The organism is Methylobacterium sp. R2-1 (assembly GCF_014191355.1).
Lineage (GTDB): Bacteria > Pseudomonadota > Alphaproteobacteria > Rhizobiales > Beijerinckiaceae > Methylobacterium.
The window spans coordinates 391,604-408,600 of the sequence record NZ_JACHWM010000001.1; the positions used below are offsets into that span (position 1 = coordinate 391,604).

12 protein-coding genes and 1 tRNA gene are annotated in these 16,997 nt (G+C 68.0%); 10 read left to right on the forward strand and 3 right to left on the reverse strand.

Features of this window, described 5'->3' with window-relative positions; all coding sequences use genetic code 11:
- The first annotated feature begins 13 nt into the window (after positions 1-13).
- From FHU13_RS02015 to FHU13_RS02050, 8 genes are all read left to right on the forward strand, one after another.
- The gene (locus tag FHU13_RS02015; RefSeq protein WP_183434175.1) at positions 14-466 is read left to right on the forward strand and encodes a proton-translocating transhydrogenase family protein; all 453 of its coding nucleotides are present in this window, start codon (positions 14-16) and stop codon (positions 464-466) included.
- Between the two features lie 4 nt (positions 467-470).
- Positions 471-1,868 (forward strand): NAD(P)(+) transhydrogenase (Re/Si-specific) subunit beta, encoded by a 1,398-nt coding sequence (locus tag FHU13_RS02020; RefSeq protein ID WP_183434176.1) that lies wholly within the window; start codon positions 471-473, stop codon positions 1,866-1,868.
- A gap of 114 nt (positions 1,869-1,982) precedes the next feature.
- On the forward strand, positions 1,983-3,794 hold the full coding sequence (gene recJ / locus FHU13_RS02025) for a single-stranded-DNA-specific exonuclease RecJ (protein ID WP_183434177.1): 1,812 nt from the start codon (positions 1,983-1,985) through the stop codon (positions 3,792-3,794).
- 89 nt (positions 3,795-3,883) lie between these two features.
- Positions 3,884-3,967: transfer RNA gene (locus FHU13_RS02030), tRNA-Tyr, on the forward strand.
- Positions 3,968-4,270: 303 nt separating this feature from the next.
- Positions 4,271-5,005, forward strand: a complete 735-nt coding sequence (locus tag FHU13_RS02035) for a Crp/Fnr family transcriptional regulator (protein ID WP_183434178.1) — start codon at positions 4,271-4,273, stop codon at positions 5,003-5,005.
- A 52-nt stretch (positions 5,006-5,057) separates the two neighbouring features.
- Positions 5,058-5,762 (forward strand): HWE histidine kinase domain-containing protein, encoded by a 705-nt coding sequence (locus FHU13_RS02040; RefSeq protein WP_183434179.1) that lies wholly within the window; start codon positions 5,058-5,060, stop codon positions 5,760-5,762.
- A 211-nt stretch (positions 5,763-5,973) separates the two neighbouring features.
- On the forward strand, positions 5,974-7,959 hold the full coding sequence (locus FHU13_RS02045) for an autotransporter assembly complex family protein (protein ID WP_183434180.1): 1,986 nt from the start codon (positions 5,974-5,976) through the stop codon (positions 7,957-7,959).
- Positions 7,960-12,363 carry a translocation/assembly module TamB domain-containing protein gene (locus FHU13_RS02050; protein WP_183434181.1) on the forward strand — a complete coding sequence of 1,468 codons (4,404 nt, stop codon included), beginning with the start codon at positions 7,960-7,962 and terminating at the stop codon, positions 12,361-12,363.
- A 58-nt stretch (positions 12,364-12,421) separates the two neighbouring features.
- Here FHU13_RS02050 and cynS read toward each other — a convergent pair whose 3' ends face one another.
- Positions 12,422-12,910 (reverse strand): cyanase, encoded by a 489-nt coding sequence (gene cynS, locus FHU13_RS02055; protein ID WP_183434182.1) that lies wholly within the window; start codon positions 12,908-12,910, stop codon positions 12,422-12,424.
- A 291-nt stretch (positions 12,911-13,201) separates the two neighbouring features.
- On the opposite strand from cynS, the gene FHU13_RS02060 reads away from it, so the two are divergent.
- Together FHU13_RS02060 and FHU13_RS02065 are read left to right on the forward strand one after the other, a co-directional pair.
- Entirely contained in the window at positions 13,202-15,097 is a 1,896-nt protein-coding gene (locus FHU13_RS02060) for a sigma 54-interacting transcriptional regulator (RefSeq protein WP_183434183.1), read from the forward strand.
- Entirely contained in the window at positions 15,091-15,348 is a 258-nt protein-coding gene (locus FHU13_RS02065; protein WP_183434184.1) for a hypothetical protein, read from the forward strand. The genes FHU13_RS02060 and FHU13_RS02065 overlap by 7 nt, the downstream gene beginning before the upstream one ends.
- A 30-nt stretch (positions 15,349-15,378) precedes the next feature.
- Here the strand turns inward: FHU13_RS02065 and FHU13_RS02070 are convergent, their stop codons facing one another.
- Together FHU13_RS02070 and FHU13_RS02075 are read right to left on the reverse strand one after the other, a co-directional pair.
- Positions 15,379-16,437, reverse strand: a complete 1,059-nt coding sequence (locus FHU13_RS02070; protein ID WP_183434185.1) for a cytochrome-c peroxidase — start codon at positions 16,435-16,437, stop codon at positions 15,379-15,381.
- A 169-nt stretch (positions 16,438-16,606) separates the two neighbouring features.
- Entirely contained in the window at positions 16,607-16,978 is a 372-nt protein-coding gene (locus FHU13_RS02075; RefSeq protein ID WP_183434186.1) for a hypothetical protein, read from the reverse strand.
- Positions 16,979-16,997: the final 19 nt, after the last annotated feature.

Below are 16,997 nucleotides of genomic sequence, written 5' to 3' on the forward strand. Positions count from 1 at the left end.
GGAGGATCTCACCATGGCAACCCCCCTTCCGCCCGTCTCACCCGCTGAACAGGCACAGGCCGCGGCATCCGCCGCGCGCGCCGCGGCCGATATCGCCCACCAGAACGCCGCCCACGCGCAGTCGATCGCCGACTCGCTTGGGCACGGCATCGCCGCCGCCACCCATGGCGCCGTTGATCCCACGGTGTTCCAGCTCGCGATCTTCGTCCTCGCGATCTTCGTCGGCTACTACGTCGTCTGGTCGGTGACGCCGGCCCTGCACACGCCGCTGATGTCGGTCACCAACGCGATCTCGTCCGTCATCATCGTCGGCGCGCTCCTGGCGGCCGGCGTGCCGCTCATCGAGAAGGGTACCGGCTGGGCCCGCTTCTTCGGCTTCATCGGTATCGTGCTCGCCTCCGTGAACATCTTCGGCGGCTTCCTCGTCACGCAGCGCATGCTCGGCATGTACAAGAAGAAGGCCTGAGGCGATGTCGGAAAACGTCTCATCCCTTCTCTACATCGTCGCCGGCGTCCTGTTCATCATGGCGCTGCGGGGGCTCTCGCACCCTACCACGTCGCGACAGGGCAACCTGTACGGCATGATCGGCATGGCGCTCGCCGTGCTCACGACCCTGATCGGCCATCCGCCGGCAGGCTTCGGCGCCTGGATCCTCGTCCTGCTCGGTCTCGGCATCGGCGGTGGCGCCGGCGCCGTGATCGCCAAGCGGGTGCCGATGACGGCGATGCCGCAGCTCGTCGCGGCTTTCCACTCGCTCGTCGGCCTCGCCGCCGTGGCGGGTGCGGCGGCGACGCTCTACGCCCCCCAGGCAGTCGGCATCCTCGAGAACGGCCACATCCACAAGGAGTCGCTGTTCGAGATGGCTCTCGGCGCGGCGATCGGTGCGATCACCTTCACAGGATCGGTCATCGCCTTCGCCAAGCTCGATGGCCGCATGTCCGGCAAGCCGATCATGCTGCCACAGCGGCACGCCATCAACATCGCGCTGGGCATCGCCCTGGTGGTGCTGATCGCCGTGTTCATCGGCAACGAGAGCAAAATCGTCTTCTGGCTGATCGTGCTGCTGTCCTTCGCACTGGGCGGGCTGCTCATCATCCCGATCGGCGGCGCGGACATGCCTGTCGTCGTCTCGATGTTGAACTCCTACTCGGGCTGGGCGGCGGCCGGTATCGGCTTCACCCTGGGCAACCTCGCGCTCATCATCACCGGCTCGCTGGTCGGCTCGTCGGGCGCGATCCTGTCCTACATCATGTGCAAGGCGATGAACCGCTCGTTCATCTCGGTGATCCTCGGCGGCTTCGGCGGGGATACCGCGGCGGCTGGCAGCGGGGAAGTCGAGACGCGTCCCGTCAAGCAGGGCTCGGCCGACGACGCGGCCTACATCATGAAGAACGCCGAGAAGGTCATCATCGTCCCCGGCTACGGCATGGCGGTCGCCCAGGCGCAGCACTCCCTGCGTGAGATGGCCGACCTGCTGAAGAAAGAGGGCGTTGACGTTAAGTACGCCATCCACCCGGTGGCCGGCCGCATGCCGGGGCACATGAACGTGCTCCTGGCGGAAGCCAACGTGCCCTACGACGAGGTGTTCGAGCTGGAGGACATCAACGGCGAGTTCCCGCAGGCCGACGTGGCCTTCGTGATCGGCGCCAACGACGTCACCAACCCGGCCGCCAAGACCGACAAGGCCTCGCCGATCTACGGCATGCCGATCCTGGACGTTGAGAAGGCCAAGACCGTTCTCTTCATCAAGCGCGGCATGGGCTCGGGCTATGCCGGCGTCGAGAACGAGGTGTTCTTCCGCGACAACACGATGATGCTGTTCGGCGACGCCAAGAAGGTCGTGGACAGCATCCTCAAGAATCTCTGATCGGCCGAACGGCTATCGAGCGCGGGGCGGGCGAGCAATCGTCCGCCCCGCTGTCGTTTGTGGGGCGCAGTTTTTGCCGGCTGAAGCGGCTATGGTCGCCGCGTGTCCGCTGCCATGTCTCTCGCTTCTCCCCTCGACCTGCCTCGCCCCTTCCTCGACGTCACCGCCTCGGTGCTCGGGCGGCCCTGGCGCGAGCGCTGTGGCGATCCGGGCCTTCAGGCGTTCGCGACCACTATGACCCAGGCCTACGGCCTGCCGGATCTGCTCGCCCGGGTTCTTGTCGGGCGCGGCGTGCGGCCGGCGGAGGCGGAAGCCTACCTGTCTCCACGCCTGCGCGACCTGATGCCGGACCCGTCCGTCCTCGTAGACATGGAGGCCGCGGTCGACCGGCTCGCCCACTCGGTGCGGACCCGTGAGCCGGTCGCGATCTTCGGCGATTACGACGTGGACGGCGCATCGAGCGCAGCGCTCCTCGCCGAGTATCTGCGGGCGCTCGGCGTGCCGGTGCGCATCCACATCCCTGACCGGATCACGGAAGGGTATGGCCCGAATGTCGGTGCCGTCACGACGCTCCGCGAGGAGGGAGCGGGCCTGCTCGTCTGCGTCGATTGCGGCACCGCCGGCCACGAACCGCTGGCCGCCGCAGCCGGCCTCGGCCTCGATGTGGTCGTGCTCGACCACCACGGGGCACCGGAGGAACTTCCGCAGACCCGTGCACTGGTCAATCCGAACCGGCTCGACGACCTCTCCGGCCTCGGTCATCTCTGTGCGGCGGGCGTCGTCTTCATGACACTCGTCGCACTGGCTCGCCGACTGCGGAAGGAGGGCGTTTTCGCCGCGTCGACCGAGCCGCGGCTCACCGACTTCCTCGATCTCGTGGCACTTGCCACCGTGGCTGACGTCGTGCCGCTCACCGGCCTCAACCGTGCCTTCGTCGTCCAAGGGCTCGCGGTGATGCGCGGGCGTGGGCGGCCTGGGCTGGCAGCTCTCCTCGACGCGGCCGGACTGAGCGAGCCGCCTGAAGCGTGGCATCTCGGCTTTCTCGTGGGACCGCGCATCAATGCCGGTGGCCGCATCGGCGATGCCGGCCTCGGCGCACGCCTGCTCACGACCGCCGATCCGATGGAGGCGCGCCGCATCGCCGAAGAGTTGGACCGGCTCAATCGGGAGCGCCAGGCTATTGAGGCACAGGCGGTCGCCGAGGCCGAGGCCGAGATGGACGCGCGCCTCGCGCGTGACCCCGGTCGCCCGGTGCTGATCGCCGCCTCGCCCGACTGGCATCCCGGCATTGTCGGGCTCATCGCCGCCCGGCTCAAGGAGCGGTTCGGCCGGCCGGCCTTCGCCTTCGCGGTCAAGCCCGATGGAAGTGCCGTCGGCTCCGGACGCTCGGTCGTCGGAGCGGATCTCGGTGGTGCGGTGCGCGGCGCGGTCGAGGCGGGGCTCGCGGTCAAGGGCGGGGGGCACGCGATGGCGGCCGGCGTCACCCTCGCGCCCGGAGGCCTCGAAGCTTTCGGGGCGAGCCTCTCTCGCGATCTCTTGGAGGCCGTCGATCGGGCGCGGGCGGCCGAGGCCCTGCTGATCGACGGCACCGTCAGCGCTGGCGGCGCGACCGCGGAACTGGTGCGGCTGATCCAGCGGGCTGGCCCGTTCGGGCAAGGAGCGCCCGAACCCATCATGGCGCTGCCACGCCATCGCCTCGTCGATGCGGGGATCGTCGGCAATGGACATGTCCGCGCGCGTCTCGTCAGCGGCGATGGGCAGGCTGTCGGTGGCATTGCCTTCCGCGCCGCGCAGGGCCCGCTCGGCTCTGCCTTACTTGGCGGCATCGGCCGCAGCTTTCATGTCGCCGGCACACTCTCCTGCGACCGCTGGCGCGGGGCCGAACGGGCTCAGGTGCGAATCTGCGATCTCGCGCCCTGTGGATAGAAAACCGACGAAACGGATCGGTTGACACCCGATCAGACCCTCACCATAAGGGCCTCGCCCGCCGCGAACGAAACGTGGCGACCCGGTTTGGGGGAATGTCCCGAGCGGCAAAGGGGGCGGACTGTAAATCCGCTGCGTAAGCTTCGTAGGTTCGAGTCCTACTTCCCCCACCAAACACATCCCAGACTAGACTGCGACGGGTCCAGGCGGATCGCTCTCTTTCGTCGCGAAATGGCTCGATCGGCCGCGGGTATCGGCCATCGCCTTGGTCCGTGCTGCGGCTGGTGCCGCGGGAATCATGAGAACCCTCGACTTTCTTCGTCGCTTCCGGGCAGAATTGTCGGTGGCTGGATGGGCATTTGTACCGCGTCAGGAATCTGTTCACAGATTTAAGCGTGCGCGCAAAAAGTTAACCTCCGTTAGTTCCGCACGGTTTTCTGAGCGCTAGGTTGCGGTGACTAGGCCAAGGAAACCCAGTGTCCAACCCGCTCGTCCGCAAGCTGGAAAACTTCGTCCGCCTGTCTCCGGAGGAGAAGCAGGCTTTGGAGAAGATCGCCCAGCCGACACGAAGGTTGGGAGCACGTGAGGACGTGGCCCGAGACGGCGACCGGCTCCGCCACGTCAACGTCGTTCTCGAAGGCTGGGCCTGCCGTTACAAGCAACTCGAGGATGGCCGGCGTCAGGTCATCTCGATCTTCCTTCCCGGTGACCTGTGCGACCCGCACGTCTTCGTCCTGCGCAAGACCGATCATTCGCTCGGGACGCTGACCTCCGTGGTCCTCGCCGAGATCTCCGAGACGGCCATTCGGGAGGTCGCCCTGCAATATCCGCGTCTTGCGGAGGCGCTGTGGTGGGAAATGCTGGTGACGGCGGCGATCCAGCGCGAGTGGACCGTCAGCCTCGGCCAGCGGCTGGCGACGGAGCGCTTGGGACACCTCTTCTGCGAGCTGTTTCTGCGGCTGCGCGCCGTTGGTCTGACAAGCGAGACGAGTTGTGAGTTCCCCATTACGCAGGCCGATCTCGGCGACGCGATGGGCCTCTCCACGGTTCACATCAACCGCACCCTCAAGGAGTTGCGGGCAGCAGGCCTAATCCGCCTACGCGGCCGTCAGCTGACCATACCTGATTTTCCCGCACTTCAGGCCGCCTCGCTCTTCGACCCATCTTATCTACATTACGAGCGTGATCCATCGGTATTAGACGACGATTGATGAACGGCCTTTTAGCCGATTCATCCTGTTAAGATCAGCGAACGGCTAAGTCATGAACCAGGATCCGCGGGACGCACGTATCGAGGAACTGGAGGCCGAGAACTGGCGCCTGCGCCGCTTCCTCGACGAGGCGGGCTTGCCCGCGGAACTGCGTCACAAGGTGCGCAACACGCTCTCGATGCTGCGGGCCATCATCCGCCGCTCAGCCGAGACGAGCGACTCCGTGGAAACCTACGTCGCCCATCTCGACGGGCGGGTGGACGCGCTCGCGCGCGTGCTCAACGCCCTGATGCGCAGCGTGCCGGAGGGGATCGGTCTGCACTCGCTCGTCGCGGACGAGCTTCTCGTGCATCTCGCGCGCGAGGGCGAACAGGTTGCGATCTCAGGACCGAGCCTCCGCCTGCGCCCCGGAGCGGCCGAAGTCTTCTCCATGGCGGTTCACGAGTTGGCCGTGAACGCCGTCGAGCACGGTGCTCTGACGGTGCCGCAGGGCCGCATCCGCGTCACCTGGGCGCTGACACAGCAGACGGAGCCAGCCGAATCTCAACCACGGCTGACGTTCGTCTGGGAGGAAAGCGGCCTCGAAAACGTCGCGCCGACGCCATCGCATCGCGGCTTCGGCTTGGAAGTCCTCGAACGGAGCCTGCGCTACGAGTTGAAGGCGGACACCGTTCTGACCTTCAAGCCGGACGGCCTGCACTGCTCAATCGGCCTGCCGCTATCACCCCAGATCACGGTGATCGAGGACGAGGACTAAGCCCGGGCCTCTCGGTACGTCCAAGGGCAGGTCGCGGTTTCTCGTTATGCGGCTGATCGGGCACACCTGGCCGTTGCTCGCTCACCATTTCTCGATCAGGCGGTGTGCCAAGCGGGGCCGGGGTAGCCCGGCGGGTGATCGACAGGTACTTAACATCTGGATGCTTTCCTGGAGGCATCGCCCGTCACGAGCCAGAGACCCGACCGCGCGAATGCAAGTCCGGATGAACTGCCTGCTGCGTTCGCCGGCCATTGGTGGCGTTCTGCTAGGTTTCGCAGCCATGATCGTGCTGCCGCAGCGGGCGCAAGCCTTCGATCTGTTCGGCCTGTTCGACTCCGAGGAGGAGCCGCCGGCGCCGACCGCCGGGGCGCTGCCCTACAGCCTGCGGATCACCGGCACCGACGACTCGGACATCCTCCGCGCGCTTCAAGACACTTCGACGCTCTATCGTCTGCGCCAGGAGGCGCCGCCGGACGGGGAGGGGCTAGTGCGGCGCGCCGAGGCGGATCTGCGCCGCCTGACCGATGTTCTATCCGGCTACGGCTACTATCAAGGAACGGTGTCGATCCGCATAGACGGCGTCCCGGTGGGTGGGGAGGCATCGCTGGCCGTCGCCTCCCGCGCCGCAGAGATCTCTCTCGCGCGCGCTCTGGTGCCCGTGAAGATCGCGGTCGATCTCGGGCCCGCCTACACCCTGCGCAGCGTGCGCGCCCTCGACCCGCGCGGCCGTCCCTTTTCGGAGGAGGTGCTGCCCGAGCGCTTTACCCGCACCGATGACGACGTCCCGGCCCGCTCGGCCACGGTGCTTGCCCGCGAGGCGAAGATCGTCGACCGCTTCCGCGCCCTCGGCCACCCCTTCGCCAAGGCGGTGAGCCGCGACCCCGTCGTGGACGACGCGGCGCATGTCATGGACGTGACCTTCACCATCGATCCGGGGCCGATGGCCGGGCTCGGCGAGGTCTCGGTCAAGGCGACCGACGGCATTGATCCGGCGGTGGTCCGCTCGTTCATCTATTCCGAGCCGGGCGATCCCTACTCGCCGAAGGCGGTCGCCGACATCCGTCGCTCGGTGGCCCGCATCGAGGGCCTCGGCGCCGTCCGCGTGCGGGAGGGCGAGAGCCTCGACGCGCAGGGCAACCTGCCGATCTTCGTGGAGGTGAGCGAGCGCGAGCGAAACCTCATCGGTGTCTCGGCGCGCTACTCCACCGTCGACGGGCCGGGCGTGCGGGCCTACTACGCCAACCGCAACCTGTGGGGCGGCGGCGAGACCCTGCGCCTCGATGCCGACATCTACTATCTCGGCCTCGGCTACGATCCGTTCGCGACTCAGCGCAAGCTCGCCGGCATCGATACGACCGGGCTGGGCGGACGCCTCTCCGCCACCTTCGTCAAACCGGCACTCGGCGGCACCCGCAACGACCTCCTGGCGAACGCCTTCGTCACCCGCGAGGTGCAGCAGAGCTATTTCGTGGACGCGGCCGGCGCCTCGGTGGCGGTCCGCCATCGCTTCTCCGACACCTTCTCGGCCCAGATCGGCCTCGACGGACAGGTCGGCCGCTCGAAGGATGCCATCGGCACGGTCGATTACCGTCTGATCGGCGTGCCGCTCTCCGTCACCTACGACTCGACCGACAGCCTGCTCGATCCCACCGAAGGTTTTCGGGTGATCGCGTCCGCCGCGCCCTATCCCGGCTTCCTCGGCTCGGATCCGGGCATCTTCGTCGCGAAGGCTCAAGGTTCGACCTACTACTCGCTGGACGACGAGAGGAAATACGTGCTTGCCGGCCGTATCGGCTTCGGTTCGGTCTCGGGGGCGCGGCTCGACGAGATCCCAGACAATTTCCGCTTCTTTGCCGGCGGCGGCGGCTCGGTGCGCGGCTTCGCCTTCCGCACCCTCGGCCCGCGTGGCCCCTTCAACCTGCCGATTGGCGGGCGTAGCCTGCTGGAAGCCTCGATCGAGGCCCGCATCAAGATCACCGACACCATCGGCATCGTGCCCTTCTTCGACGCGGGCACCGCCTTCGCCTCGACGCTGCCGGATTTCGATGAGCGTATCCGCAAGGCCGCGGGCATCGGCGTCCGCTACTATACCGGCATCGGTCCGATCCGCGCCGACCTCGCCTTCCCGCTCGACCGGATCAAGGGAAACCGCGAACTGCCGGCCGCCCTGTACATCAGTCTCGGACAGGCGTTCTGAATGGAATTCCCGCGTCGCCGGCACCGCCAAAGTCTCTCCCGCTGTTCGGGAGAGGGGCGTCCCCATGCGCGTGGACGATGGATCCTGACGGCCACGTTCCTGTCGGTCGCGCTGCTTCTCGCCGCCTTCGCTACCGATGGCACACGCGCCGCCGATGGCGAGAAGACAGTGCTCGGCGGCCTCCTGTCGAAGGCGCTCTCGACGCCCTCGTCGCAGGTCGCGATCGGAGCCGTCGACGGCGCCCTTTCCTCGGACGCCACCATTCGCGACGTCGTCATCAGCGATTCCGACGGGCCGTGGCTGAAGCTCGACCGCGCCCGGTTGGTCTGGCGTCGTCTGGCGCTTCTGTCCGGCCGGCTCGAAGTCGACAGCCTGGAGATCGGCCGGCTCGAAGTGCTGCGCCGGCCGGTGCCCGGCCCGACCCCGGCAGAGGCCGAGCCCGATGGCAGCCTGCTGCCTGATCTGCCCGTGAAGGTCGAGATCAAGGCCTTCGCGCTGGCCGAACTGGTGCTGGGCGAGAGCGTCGCGGGCCAACCGGCGCGGCTCGCAGGTGACGGCAAGGCGAGGCTCGGCAACCCCTCCGAGGGGCTCGATGTCAGCGCGGATTTTCGCCGGCTCGACGCGGCCGGGCGCTTCGTCGCCCGGCTCCTGTTTGTGCCCAAGGGCGAGCGCCTGGAGCTGAAGGCCAGCCTGATCGAGCCTCAGGGCGGCCTCCTCTCAAAAGCTGCGAACCTTCCCGGCACACCGCCGATCAACTTCGACCTGGATGGGCGCGGCACCCTCGATTCCTTCAACGCGAAGCTCGATTTCGACGCCGGCCCCGAGATCGGCGCGAAGGGCGGCGCCCGTCTCTCGCGCATCGGTACGGATCGGCGCCTGAGCCTCGACCTGACCTCGCGCATCGAGGGCCTCGTGCCGGGCCCAGCGGCGGCGATCTTTTCCGGCGAGACCAAGCTCGACGGCGGCATGGCTTTCTCCGATACGGGCTCCTTCCGCATCGACCGGCTCGACCTCGCCTCCCGCACCGCGCGGCTCGGGATCGGCGGCACCCTGACCGCCGACCGGGTGGCGGATTTCACGATCTCCGCCCGTGCCCTTCCGACAGAGGGCGGCGTCACCAAGGCCGCCGAGGCAGAGCTGGAAACCCTGGTCTTCGACGGCAGCCTCAAGGGGCCGCTCTCCTCGCCGCGGGTGAAAGGCAACCTCAAGGCTGCCGGCCTGCGCACGAAGGAATCGACCCTGGAGCGCGTCGAGGCGCTGCTGAGCGTCGAGCCCCAAGGGACCGGCCGGACAGGCACCGATCCGAAGGCGCAGCTTTTCGCCATCACCGCCGACGCGGCACTGGAGGGCCTGCGCCTCGCCGATCCTGCGCTCCGCCGCGCCGTGGGCAGCCGCGCCAAGCTGGTCCTGCGCGCCGCCGCCGGCTCGGACGGCATCCTCGATGTCACGACGCTCACCATCGATTCCGACACCGCCCGCGCCGCCTATGCCGGCCGCATCGGTCAGAACACGCTCACCGGCACACTCGAAGCGGCGCTCGCGGATATCGGCGCTTTCTCCGGCGTGGCGGGCCGGACGCTCGCCGGCCGCCTCGATGCCAGGGCGACGCTGAGCGGTGATCCGGCCCGCAAGGCACTCTCCGCCGATCTCGACCTGCGCGGCGGCGGTCTCGTCCTCGGCGAGCCCACCGCCGACCGCCTCGTCGGTCGCGCGCCGACCCTGACGGGGCGCGTATCGCAGACCTATGACGGCTACGGCTTCGATCGCCTGCGTTTCGAGGGGACCGGGCTCGCCGCCACCCTCCAGGGGCAGGCCAACGCCAAGTCCGCCGACGTGGCCGCCCGGGTCGATCTCAAGAATCTCTCGGCCCTCGACGAGCGGCTGTCTGGCCTGGCGAGCGCCGACGCGCGGCTGACCGGTTCTCTCCTGAAGCCGGCCGTCACCGCCGCACTTCGCGCCCCGGACGTGACCGCCAACGGCCGCCCAATCCGAGATCTGCGCCTCGACGCGGTGCTGAGCGACCTGCGCGACGCCCTCGACGGAACGGTGCGCATGAGCGGCGACATCGCTGGCAAGCCGCTGCGGGCCGAGGCCCATGTCGCCCGGCCGGGCCGGAGCGACTACGCCCTCGATCGGCTCACCTTCGCCCTCGGCTCCGTCTCGGCGGACGGACAGGCTGTGGTCGATGCCGGGAGCCTCCTCACGGAGGGCACTCTGACGGTGCGCGCAGGAAATCTCGGCGACCTGTCGCCGCTCGCCCTCGCGCCCATGGGTGGCAGCCTCGACGCGGCGGTGTCGCTCTCCCGTGCGGGCGGGCGCCAGGATGCAAGCATCCGCGCCACGGGCACGAGCCTGCGCTACGACACGTTCGGTCTCGCGAGGCTCGATGCGGACCTCACCGGCCGCGATCTGCGGGCGCATCCGGTCATCGACGGCCATGCCACCCTCGACCGCCTCGTCGCCGCGGGCCAGAGCGTCGATACGGTGCGGCTCACCGCCAGCGGCACGGCCGCGGCGAGCGACATCACGCTCACGGCGCAGGCTCGCGGCTTCGCTCTCGATGGCGCCGCTCGACTGATCCCGGCCGAGCGCACCCGGATCGAGATCGCCCGGTTCTCGGCGCAGCGCGGCAGCGACCGCTTGGCGCTTGCAGGCCCTGCTGCCATCACGCTCGATCAGGGCTCGGCACTGATCGAAAATCTCGTCGTAGCCGCTGGGCCGGGCCGGATCAGCGTGCAGGGAAGAGCCGGGTCCGATCTCGACCTCAAGCTCGGCATCCGCGCCCTGCCGCTGTCGCTCGCGCGGATCGCGAGCCCGAGTCTCGCGCTGTCCGGCACGCTGGAGGGTGAGGCCGATCTGCGTGGCACCGCCGCACGGCCGGAGGGGCGTTACGCCCTCACCGTCGCCGGCCTCGTGACGCCCGAAACCCGCAAGGCCGGCCTGCCGCCGATCACCGCCCGCGCAAGCGGTCGGCTCGCCGACGGCGAGGCCAGCATCGACGGACGGGTCTCGGCCGGGCGCGGCGCCGACGTGACCGTGACGGGCACGGTCCCCGTCGAGGCCGGCGGCGGATTGAGCCTGCGCGCCCGCGGCAACCTCGACGCGGCGCTCGCCAACTCGATGCTGAGCGTCAGCGGCCAGCGGGTCGCGGGCCGGATCGTGCTCGATGCCGGTGTGACCGGGACGGTCGCCGCACCGAAGGTGGAGGGCTCTGCGACGCTTTCCGGCGGCAGCCTCACCGATCCGCTCAACGGCATCCGCATCACCGACATCCAGGGCCGCGTTACGGGTCGCGGCGACACCATCGTCATCGAGCGGCTGACCGCCGCGACTCGCAACGGCGGGCGCCTCGCCGTGGACGGCCGCGTCGCCGTCGAGCCGGCTTCGGGTTTTCCCGGCACGCTCCGCATCACCGCCGACCGGGCCGAGCTGGTCTCAAGCCCGCTGATGACGGCGGTGTCGAGCCTCAACCTCGCCCTGTCGGGGCCGCTTGCCCGCAAGCCGGTCATCAAGGGCCGGGTCGATGTCGTCTCCATCGACGTGTCGGTGCCCGACCGCCTGCCCGCCACGGTGCAGCCGCTGCCGGGCATCCGCCGGGTGAATGTGACCCCCGAAGTGCGCGAACGTCTCGCCAAGCGGGCCGAGCGCAAGGCGCAGATCGAGGCGGCGAACCGCCGGAAGAAGGCGGCCCCGCCCTTCGACGCCGATCTCGACGTGACCGTGAGCGCACCGAACCGCATCTTCGTCCGCGGGCGCGGGATCGATGCGGAACTCGGCGGCGAGCTGCATGTCACCGGCTCGTCGCGCGATCCGCGGGCCAACGGCGACTTCTCGCTGCGCCGCGGCGTCTTCAGCCTCGTCGGACAGCGCCTCGACTTCACCCGCGGCCGGGTACTCTTCGCGGGCGATCTCGCCCAGCCCGACCTCGACTTTGCCGCCGAGACCAAGGCCGCGGATGTCACCGCTCGCATCGCGGTCACGGGCCCGGCATCCCAGCCCGATTTCGCGCTCTCCTCCGATCCGAGCCTGCCGCAGGATGAGATCCTGTCGCGCATCCTGTTCAAGAAGGCGGCGGCCGGACTCTCACCGTTTCAGGCGCTGCAATTGGCGCAGGCCGTGGCGCAGCTTTCCGGCGGGGCAGGCGGCCCCGACGTGTTCGAGTCGGCCCGCAAGAGTCTCGGCCTCGACAGCCTCGATGTCTCTACGGGCGCGAGCGGAGGGCCGGCGGTCGGCGCCTCGCGCTACATCAACGACCGCATCAGCGTCGGCGTGAAGGCCGGCGCCAAGCCGGCCGACACCGCCGCGACGATCAATTACGACGTGACGCGGCGGATCAAGCTCAACGGCGAGGCCGGCAGCGACGGCCGCACCTCGGTCGGCGTCGGCGCGGAATGGGAGTGGTAGGCGGGCTCGCGGTAGTGAACCCGTCGATGTCGTCGTCACGAGAGGCGGCGAAGCGCTCCTACGGCTCCTTGAAGCCGTATTCCGGCACGCCCTCGTCGTTGCCGTAATACTTGTAGGGCAGGAACTTGCCCGACATGGCGAGCTTGACCCGGTCGCCCTTGTTGTTGGGCTCGCGCTCCATCGACATGTTGAAGTCGATCGCCGACATGATGCCGTCGCCGAATTCTTCCTGGATCAGCTCCTTCCAGGTGGTGCCGTAGACCATCACCAGCTCGTAGAAGCGATAGATCAGCGGGTCGGTCGGCGGCATCTGCGGGATCGAGCCGCGATAGGGGGCCTCGTTCAGCATCCGCTCCTCGGCCTGGCTCAGCCCGAACAGCTCCGCGGCCTTCGCCGCCTGCGCCTTGGGCAGCTTCATCTGACCCATGCAGGCGGCGGTGATGAGGATCGGCGAGATGCCGCCGATCTGTTCCTGGATGTACTTCCAGGTCCAGCCCTTCTCGCGCTTGATGTCGAGGAGCTTCTCGGTGAGGTCTTCGCGCTTCATGCTTGTCTCCCTGCCGGTCGATGGCTGACTTCGATCGAGGCGGCCGCTCGGATGCGTGGGGGCGTCGCATCCGAACAGCCTGTCCGCTCCAGCCGGTTCGAGACCAACGGGAGCGGAACACTGATGACGCGCCGAACCTTCCAGTGTGTCATCGCTCAGCAGAACCGCAAGCGGCGTGCCATAGCAGTTTCCGGGAATAAGTAGAGCTACAGCAACCGGTTAGCGTGATCTGGCGCGCCTACGAAATTTCGCCTATGACGAAATTTCGTAGGAAATATGCGAGATTTCGTCATGGCAGGGCAGGGGCGCGGCCCGGCATCTCCGGCTCCCTACGGCCCCGCTTTCGACGAGAACGGCGAGGCCATGCTGGTGTTCGAGCCTCTGGCCGACCGCATCGCCGATGCCAATCCGGCCGCCGCCCGGCTTCTGGGCCATCCACAGTCCGCGCTTCGCACCATGCCGGTGAGCGGGCTTCATCCCGATCAGCGATCGGCGCTCGTGGTGTTCACGCAGGCTGTTCTTGCCGAAGGGCAATGGTGGACGCAGGCCCTCACGCCGCGCCACGGCACCGGCAAGGTGCTGCGGCTCGAATATTCGGGCTGCGTGCTCTCGGGCGAGCAGGCGCGGCTCCTCGTCACACTCTACGACCTCGATGAGCGCGAGCGCCGCCGCGTCGACCGGGAAGCCGAGGACCATATGCGCGCCGGCCTGCCCGAGTGGCAGCGCATGGAGCGCATCTTCCGCGACATCGAGCGCGGCAACCGGCTGATCCTGCGCGCGGCGGGGGAGGGGATCTACGGCGTCAACGCGGAAGGGATCACCACCTTCGTCAATCCGGCGGCGGAACGGATGCTGGGCTGGCAATCGGCCGACCTCGTCGGGAAGGACATGCACGCCACCGTCCACCACACCCACGCGGGCGGCGCGCATTACCCGCATCGCGACTGCCCGATCTACGCGGCCTTCCGCGACGGCGTCGTGCATCAGGTCGATGGCGAGGTGTTCTGGCGCAAGAACGGCACCTCCTTCCCCGTCGAGTATACTTCCACGCCGATCCGCGAGGGCGGACAGTTGCTCGGCGCCGTGATCGTGTTTCGCGATGTCAGCCAGCGCCGCGAGGCGGAGGAGCGGTTGAAGCAGGCGCTCGCCGAAGTCGATTCCCTGCGCGAGCGCCTGGAGCAGGAGAACGCCTACCTGAAGGAGGAAATCCGCGCCGAGAGCCGCCACCAGGGCCTCATCGGCCGCAGCCCGGCGATCGAGGCGCTCCGGAACCAGATCGACGTGGTGGCGGGCACCGACGCGACCGTTCTCGTCACCGGCGAGTCCGGTACGGGCAAGGAACTGATCGCCCGGGCCATCCACGAGGCGAGCCGCCGCGGCGACCGGCCGCTGATCCGCGTCAATTGCGCGGCGATCCCGCGCGACCTGTTCGAGAGCGAGTTCTTCGGCCACGCAAGGGGTGCCTTTACCGGAGCCCTACGCGATCGGATCGGACGTTTCGAGCTCGCCGACGGCGGAACGTTGTTCCTCGACGAGGTCGGGGAGATCCCGCTCGATCTTCAGGGCAAGCTCCTGCGCGTGCTGCAGGAGCGCCAGTTCGAGCGCGTCGGCGAGGAGCGCACCCGAACCGTCGACATCCGGCTGATCGCGGCGACCAACCGCGACCTCAAGGACGAGGTGCGCCGGGGACGATTTCGAGAGGATCTCTATTTCCGCCTCAACGTCTTCCCCATCGCCTCCGCCCCCTTGCGCGAGCGCCGCGAGGATGTGCCGCTGATCGCCCAGCATTTTCTCAAGGCGGCCGCGCGCCGTCTTAACCGCGCGGATCTGCGCCTGACCGAGGCCGATGCCCGGCGCCTGGCCCGCTACGACTGGCCGGGCAATGTGCGCGAGTTAGAGAACGTGATCGAGCGCGCCGCGATCCTCGCCGAGCGTGGACGTCTCCGATTCGACTTGCCGGAGGCCCGCGGCGTCAGCCTTGAGCCGCGGGTGGCCGAGAGCCCGACGGATCTCGGCCGGCCTCTCACCGAGGAGGAACGCCGCGCCCGCGTCAGGAGCGAGATCGAAGCGGCTCTGCAGATGAGCGGTGGAAAGATTTTCGGGCCAGGCGGTGCCGCCGAACTGCTCGGCCTCAAGCCTACCACGCTGCGCTCACGCATGAAGGTGCTGGGGATCGCACGATGCTGATGGGCGGCAATCCCCATCCGGCCTTCTGCCGAGAGGCTTCGACCGCAACGCCCGTCGTCAGCGCCGGAACCGGGCCGCTGCGCCGCCGCAAGACCGGGTTCGACGCAAATGAACAGGCGACAATGGTTCCCGGCTTTGCCCTCCAGCCGGATCTGCAGACCTCATGCGATCGGCTAGCGACCTTGCCGACGATCGCGGCCGCCGGTGGCACAATGCCACGGTTATGGGCCTGCGCGACCGTCCACTGTTGACGGACAAGGCCGGAGGAATCTCGGCGGCTCTTACGGTGGCGGCGGCACGGGACCGATCGGCCGGTACGCCGGCCCGTCGGCCCCATCGTCGTTGAGGGATTCCATGAAAGCGATGAGATCGGCCTTCTCCCGCGCCGAGAGATGGAGCGGGCGGATGTCGCGGGAGCGGCTCGGCCGGTCGATGCCGCCGCGGTCATAGAGATCGACCACCTCGGATAGCGTCGCCAGCGAGCCGTTGTGCATATAGGGGGGGCGCCGCGCGACGTTACGCAGGGTCGGCGTCTTGAATGCGTGCCGTAAAGCCGTCGAAGTGGGAAAGAACCGTCCTCGGCCGATCGCGCCATCCTTGGCGACGCCGACGTCGTGGAACGAACCGTCGGTGAAGTTCCAGCCCGAATGGCAGGCCGCACAATTGGCCTTGCCGTTGAAAAGATCGAACCCACGCTTGGCGGATGCATCGACGGCGCGCGCATCGCCTTCCACCCAGCGGTCGAACGGTGCTCGACCGGAGACGATCAGGCGCTGGAAGGTGGCGAGCGCTTGCTCGATACGCGCCTCTGTGACCGGGTTGCCATCCGGTGCGGGCTCCGGGAACGCAGTCTTGAAAGCCGCTACGTATTTCGGATCGGCGGAGAGGCGTCGGACCATCTCCTCGGGCGGCATGTTCATGTTGCCGGGAGCGGTCAAAGGCGTGCGGGCAACGGTTTCGAGGCCGATGAACTTGCCGTCCCAGCCGTAGATCGTATCGGTCCAGGCGACGTTGAGCAGCGTCGGTGTGCGGAAATCCATGACTCCGCCGTCGCTGCGGGGCGCGCGCGGGTTCGAGTCGGTCCAGTCCTGCCCAGGGATGTGGCAGGTTGCGCAGGTCCGGTCGCCGTCGCGAGAGAGGATCGGCTCGAAAAACAGTGAACGGCCGAGTTCCGCCTTGGCCGCTTGGTAGGCATTGTCTTGGGGGAAAGGGATCGTCGTCGGCCGCCGGTAATCGGCAAGCGCCACCGACCGGTCGGGTTCGCCGTTCGTGGCGACCGCCAAGCCTCCTAAGAGGATCGTCAGGAGGGCTGCCGCGCCCCCCACGAATTTCCAAGCCATTCCAACCTCGATGGGAATGAGGTTGCGGGGGCTGGATTAAATTTCGATTAACGCAAGTTCACCATCTCGTCGCTATCCATCAAGGCCGGCTTGCCTTCGAGGACAGCGACTAGCCAATAGCCTGTCGACTAACCTAGATCTGTTATTGGGATTCGGCGACGGACGGTTCTTATTTGACGGACACCGCAAGCTTCATCTTCGGGTGGATGCCGCACAGAACGGTGAATTGCCCTGCTTTAGGGAAGTAGACGACGGTTTTGCTCCCCGGAACCTGCTCGCCGATGTCGAAGCTGAATTCCGGATTGTCGAGATAGGCGTGGTGCACGAGCTCACCGTCGTCGTTGACGATGGCAATGGCTTCGCCGGCCCTGAGTGAGACCGCACCCGGTGCGAAAGCCCGGCCCTTCTGCATCACACGGTAGGAGGACGCATCGCCCGTCAGCGCGAGCGCCGTGCCGGACGCGACGACGGATGCGAGCAACAGGAACGAGCCCGCGCGCCTCGGGGCGAATGCACACCACACCCGGCACGCGTCACTCATGCCTCTCTCCCCCTACTTC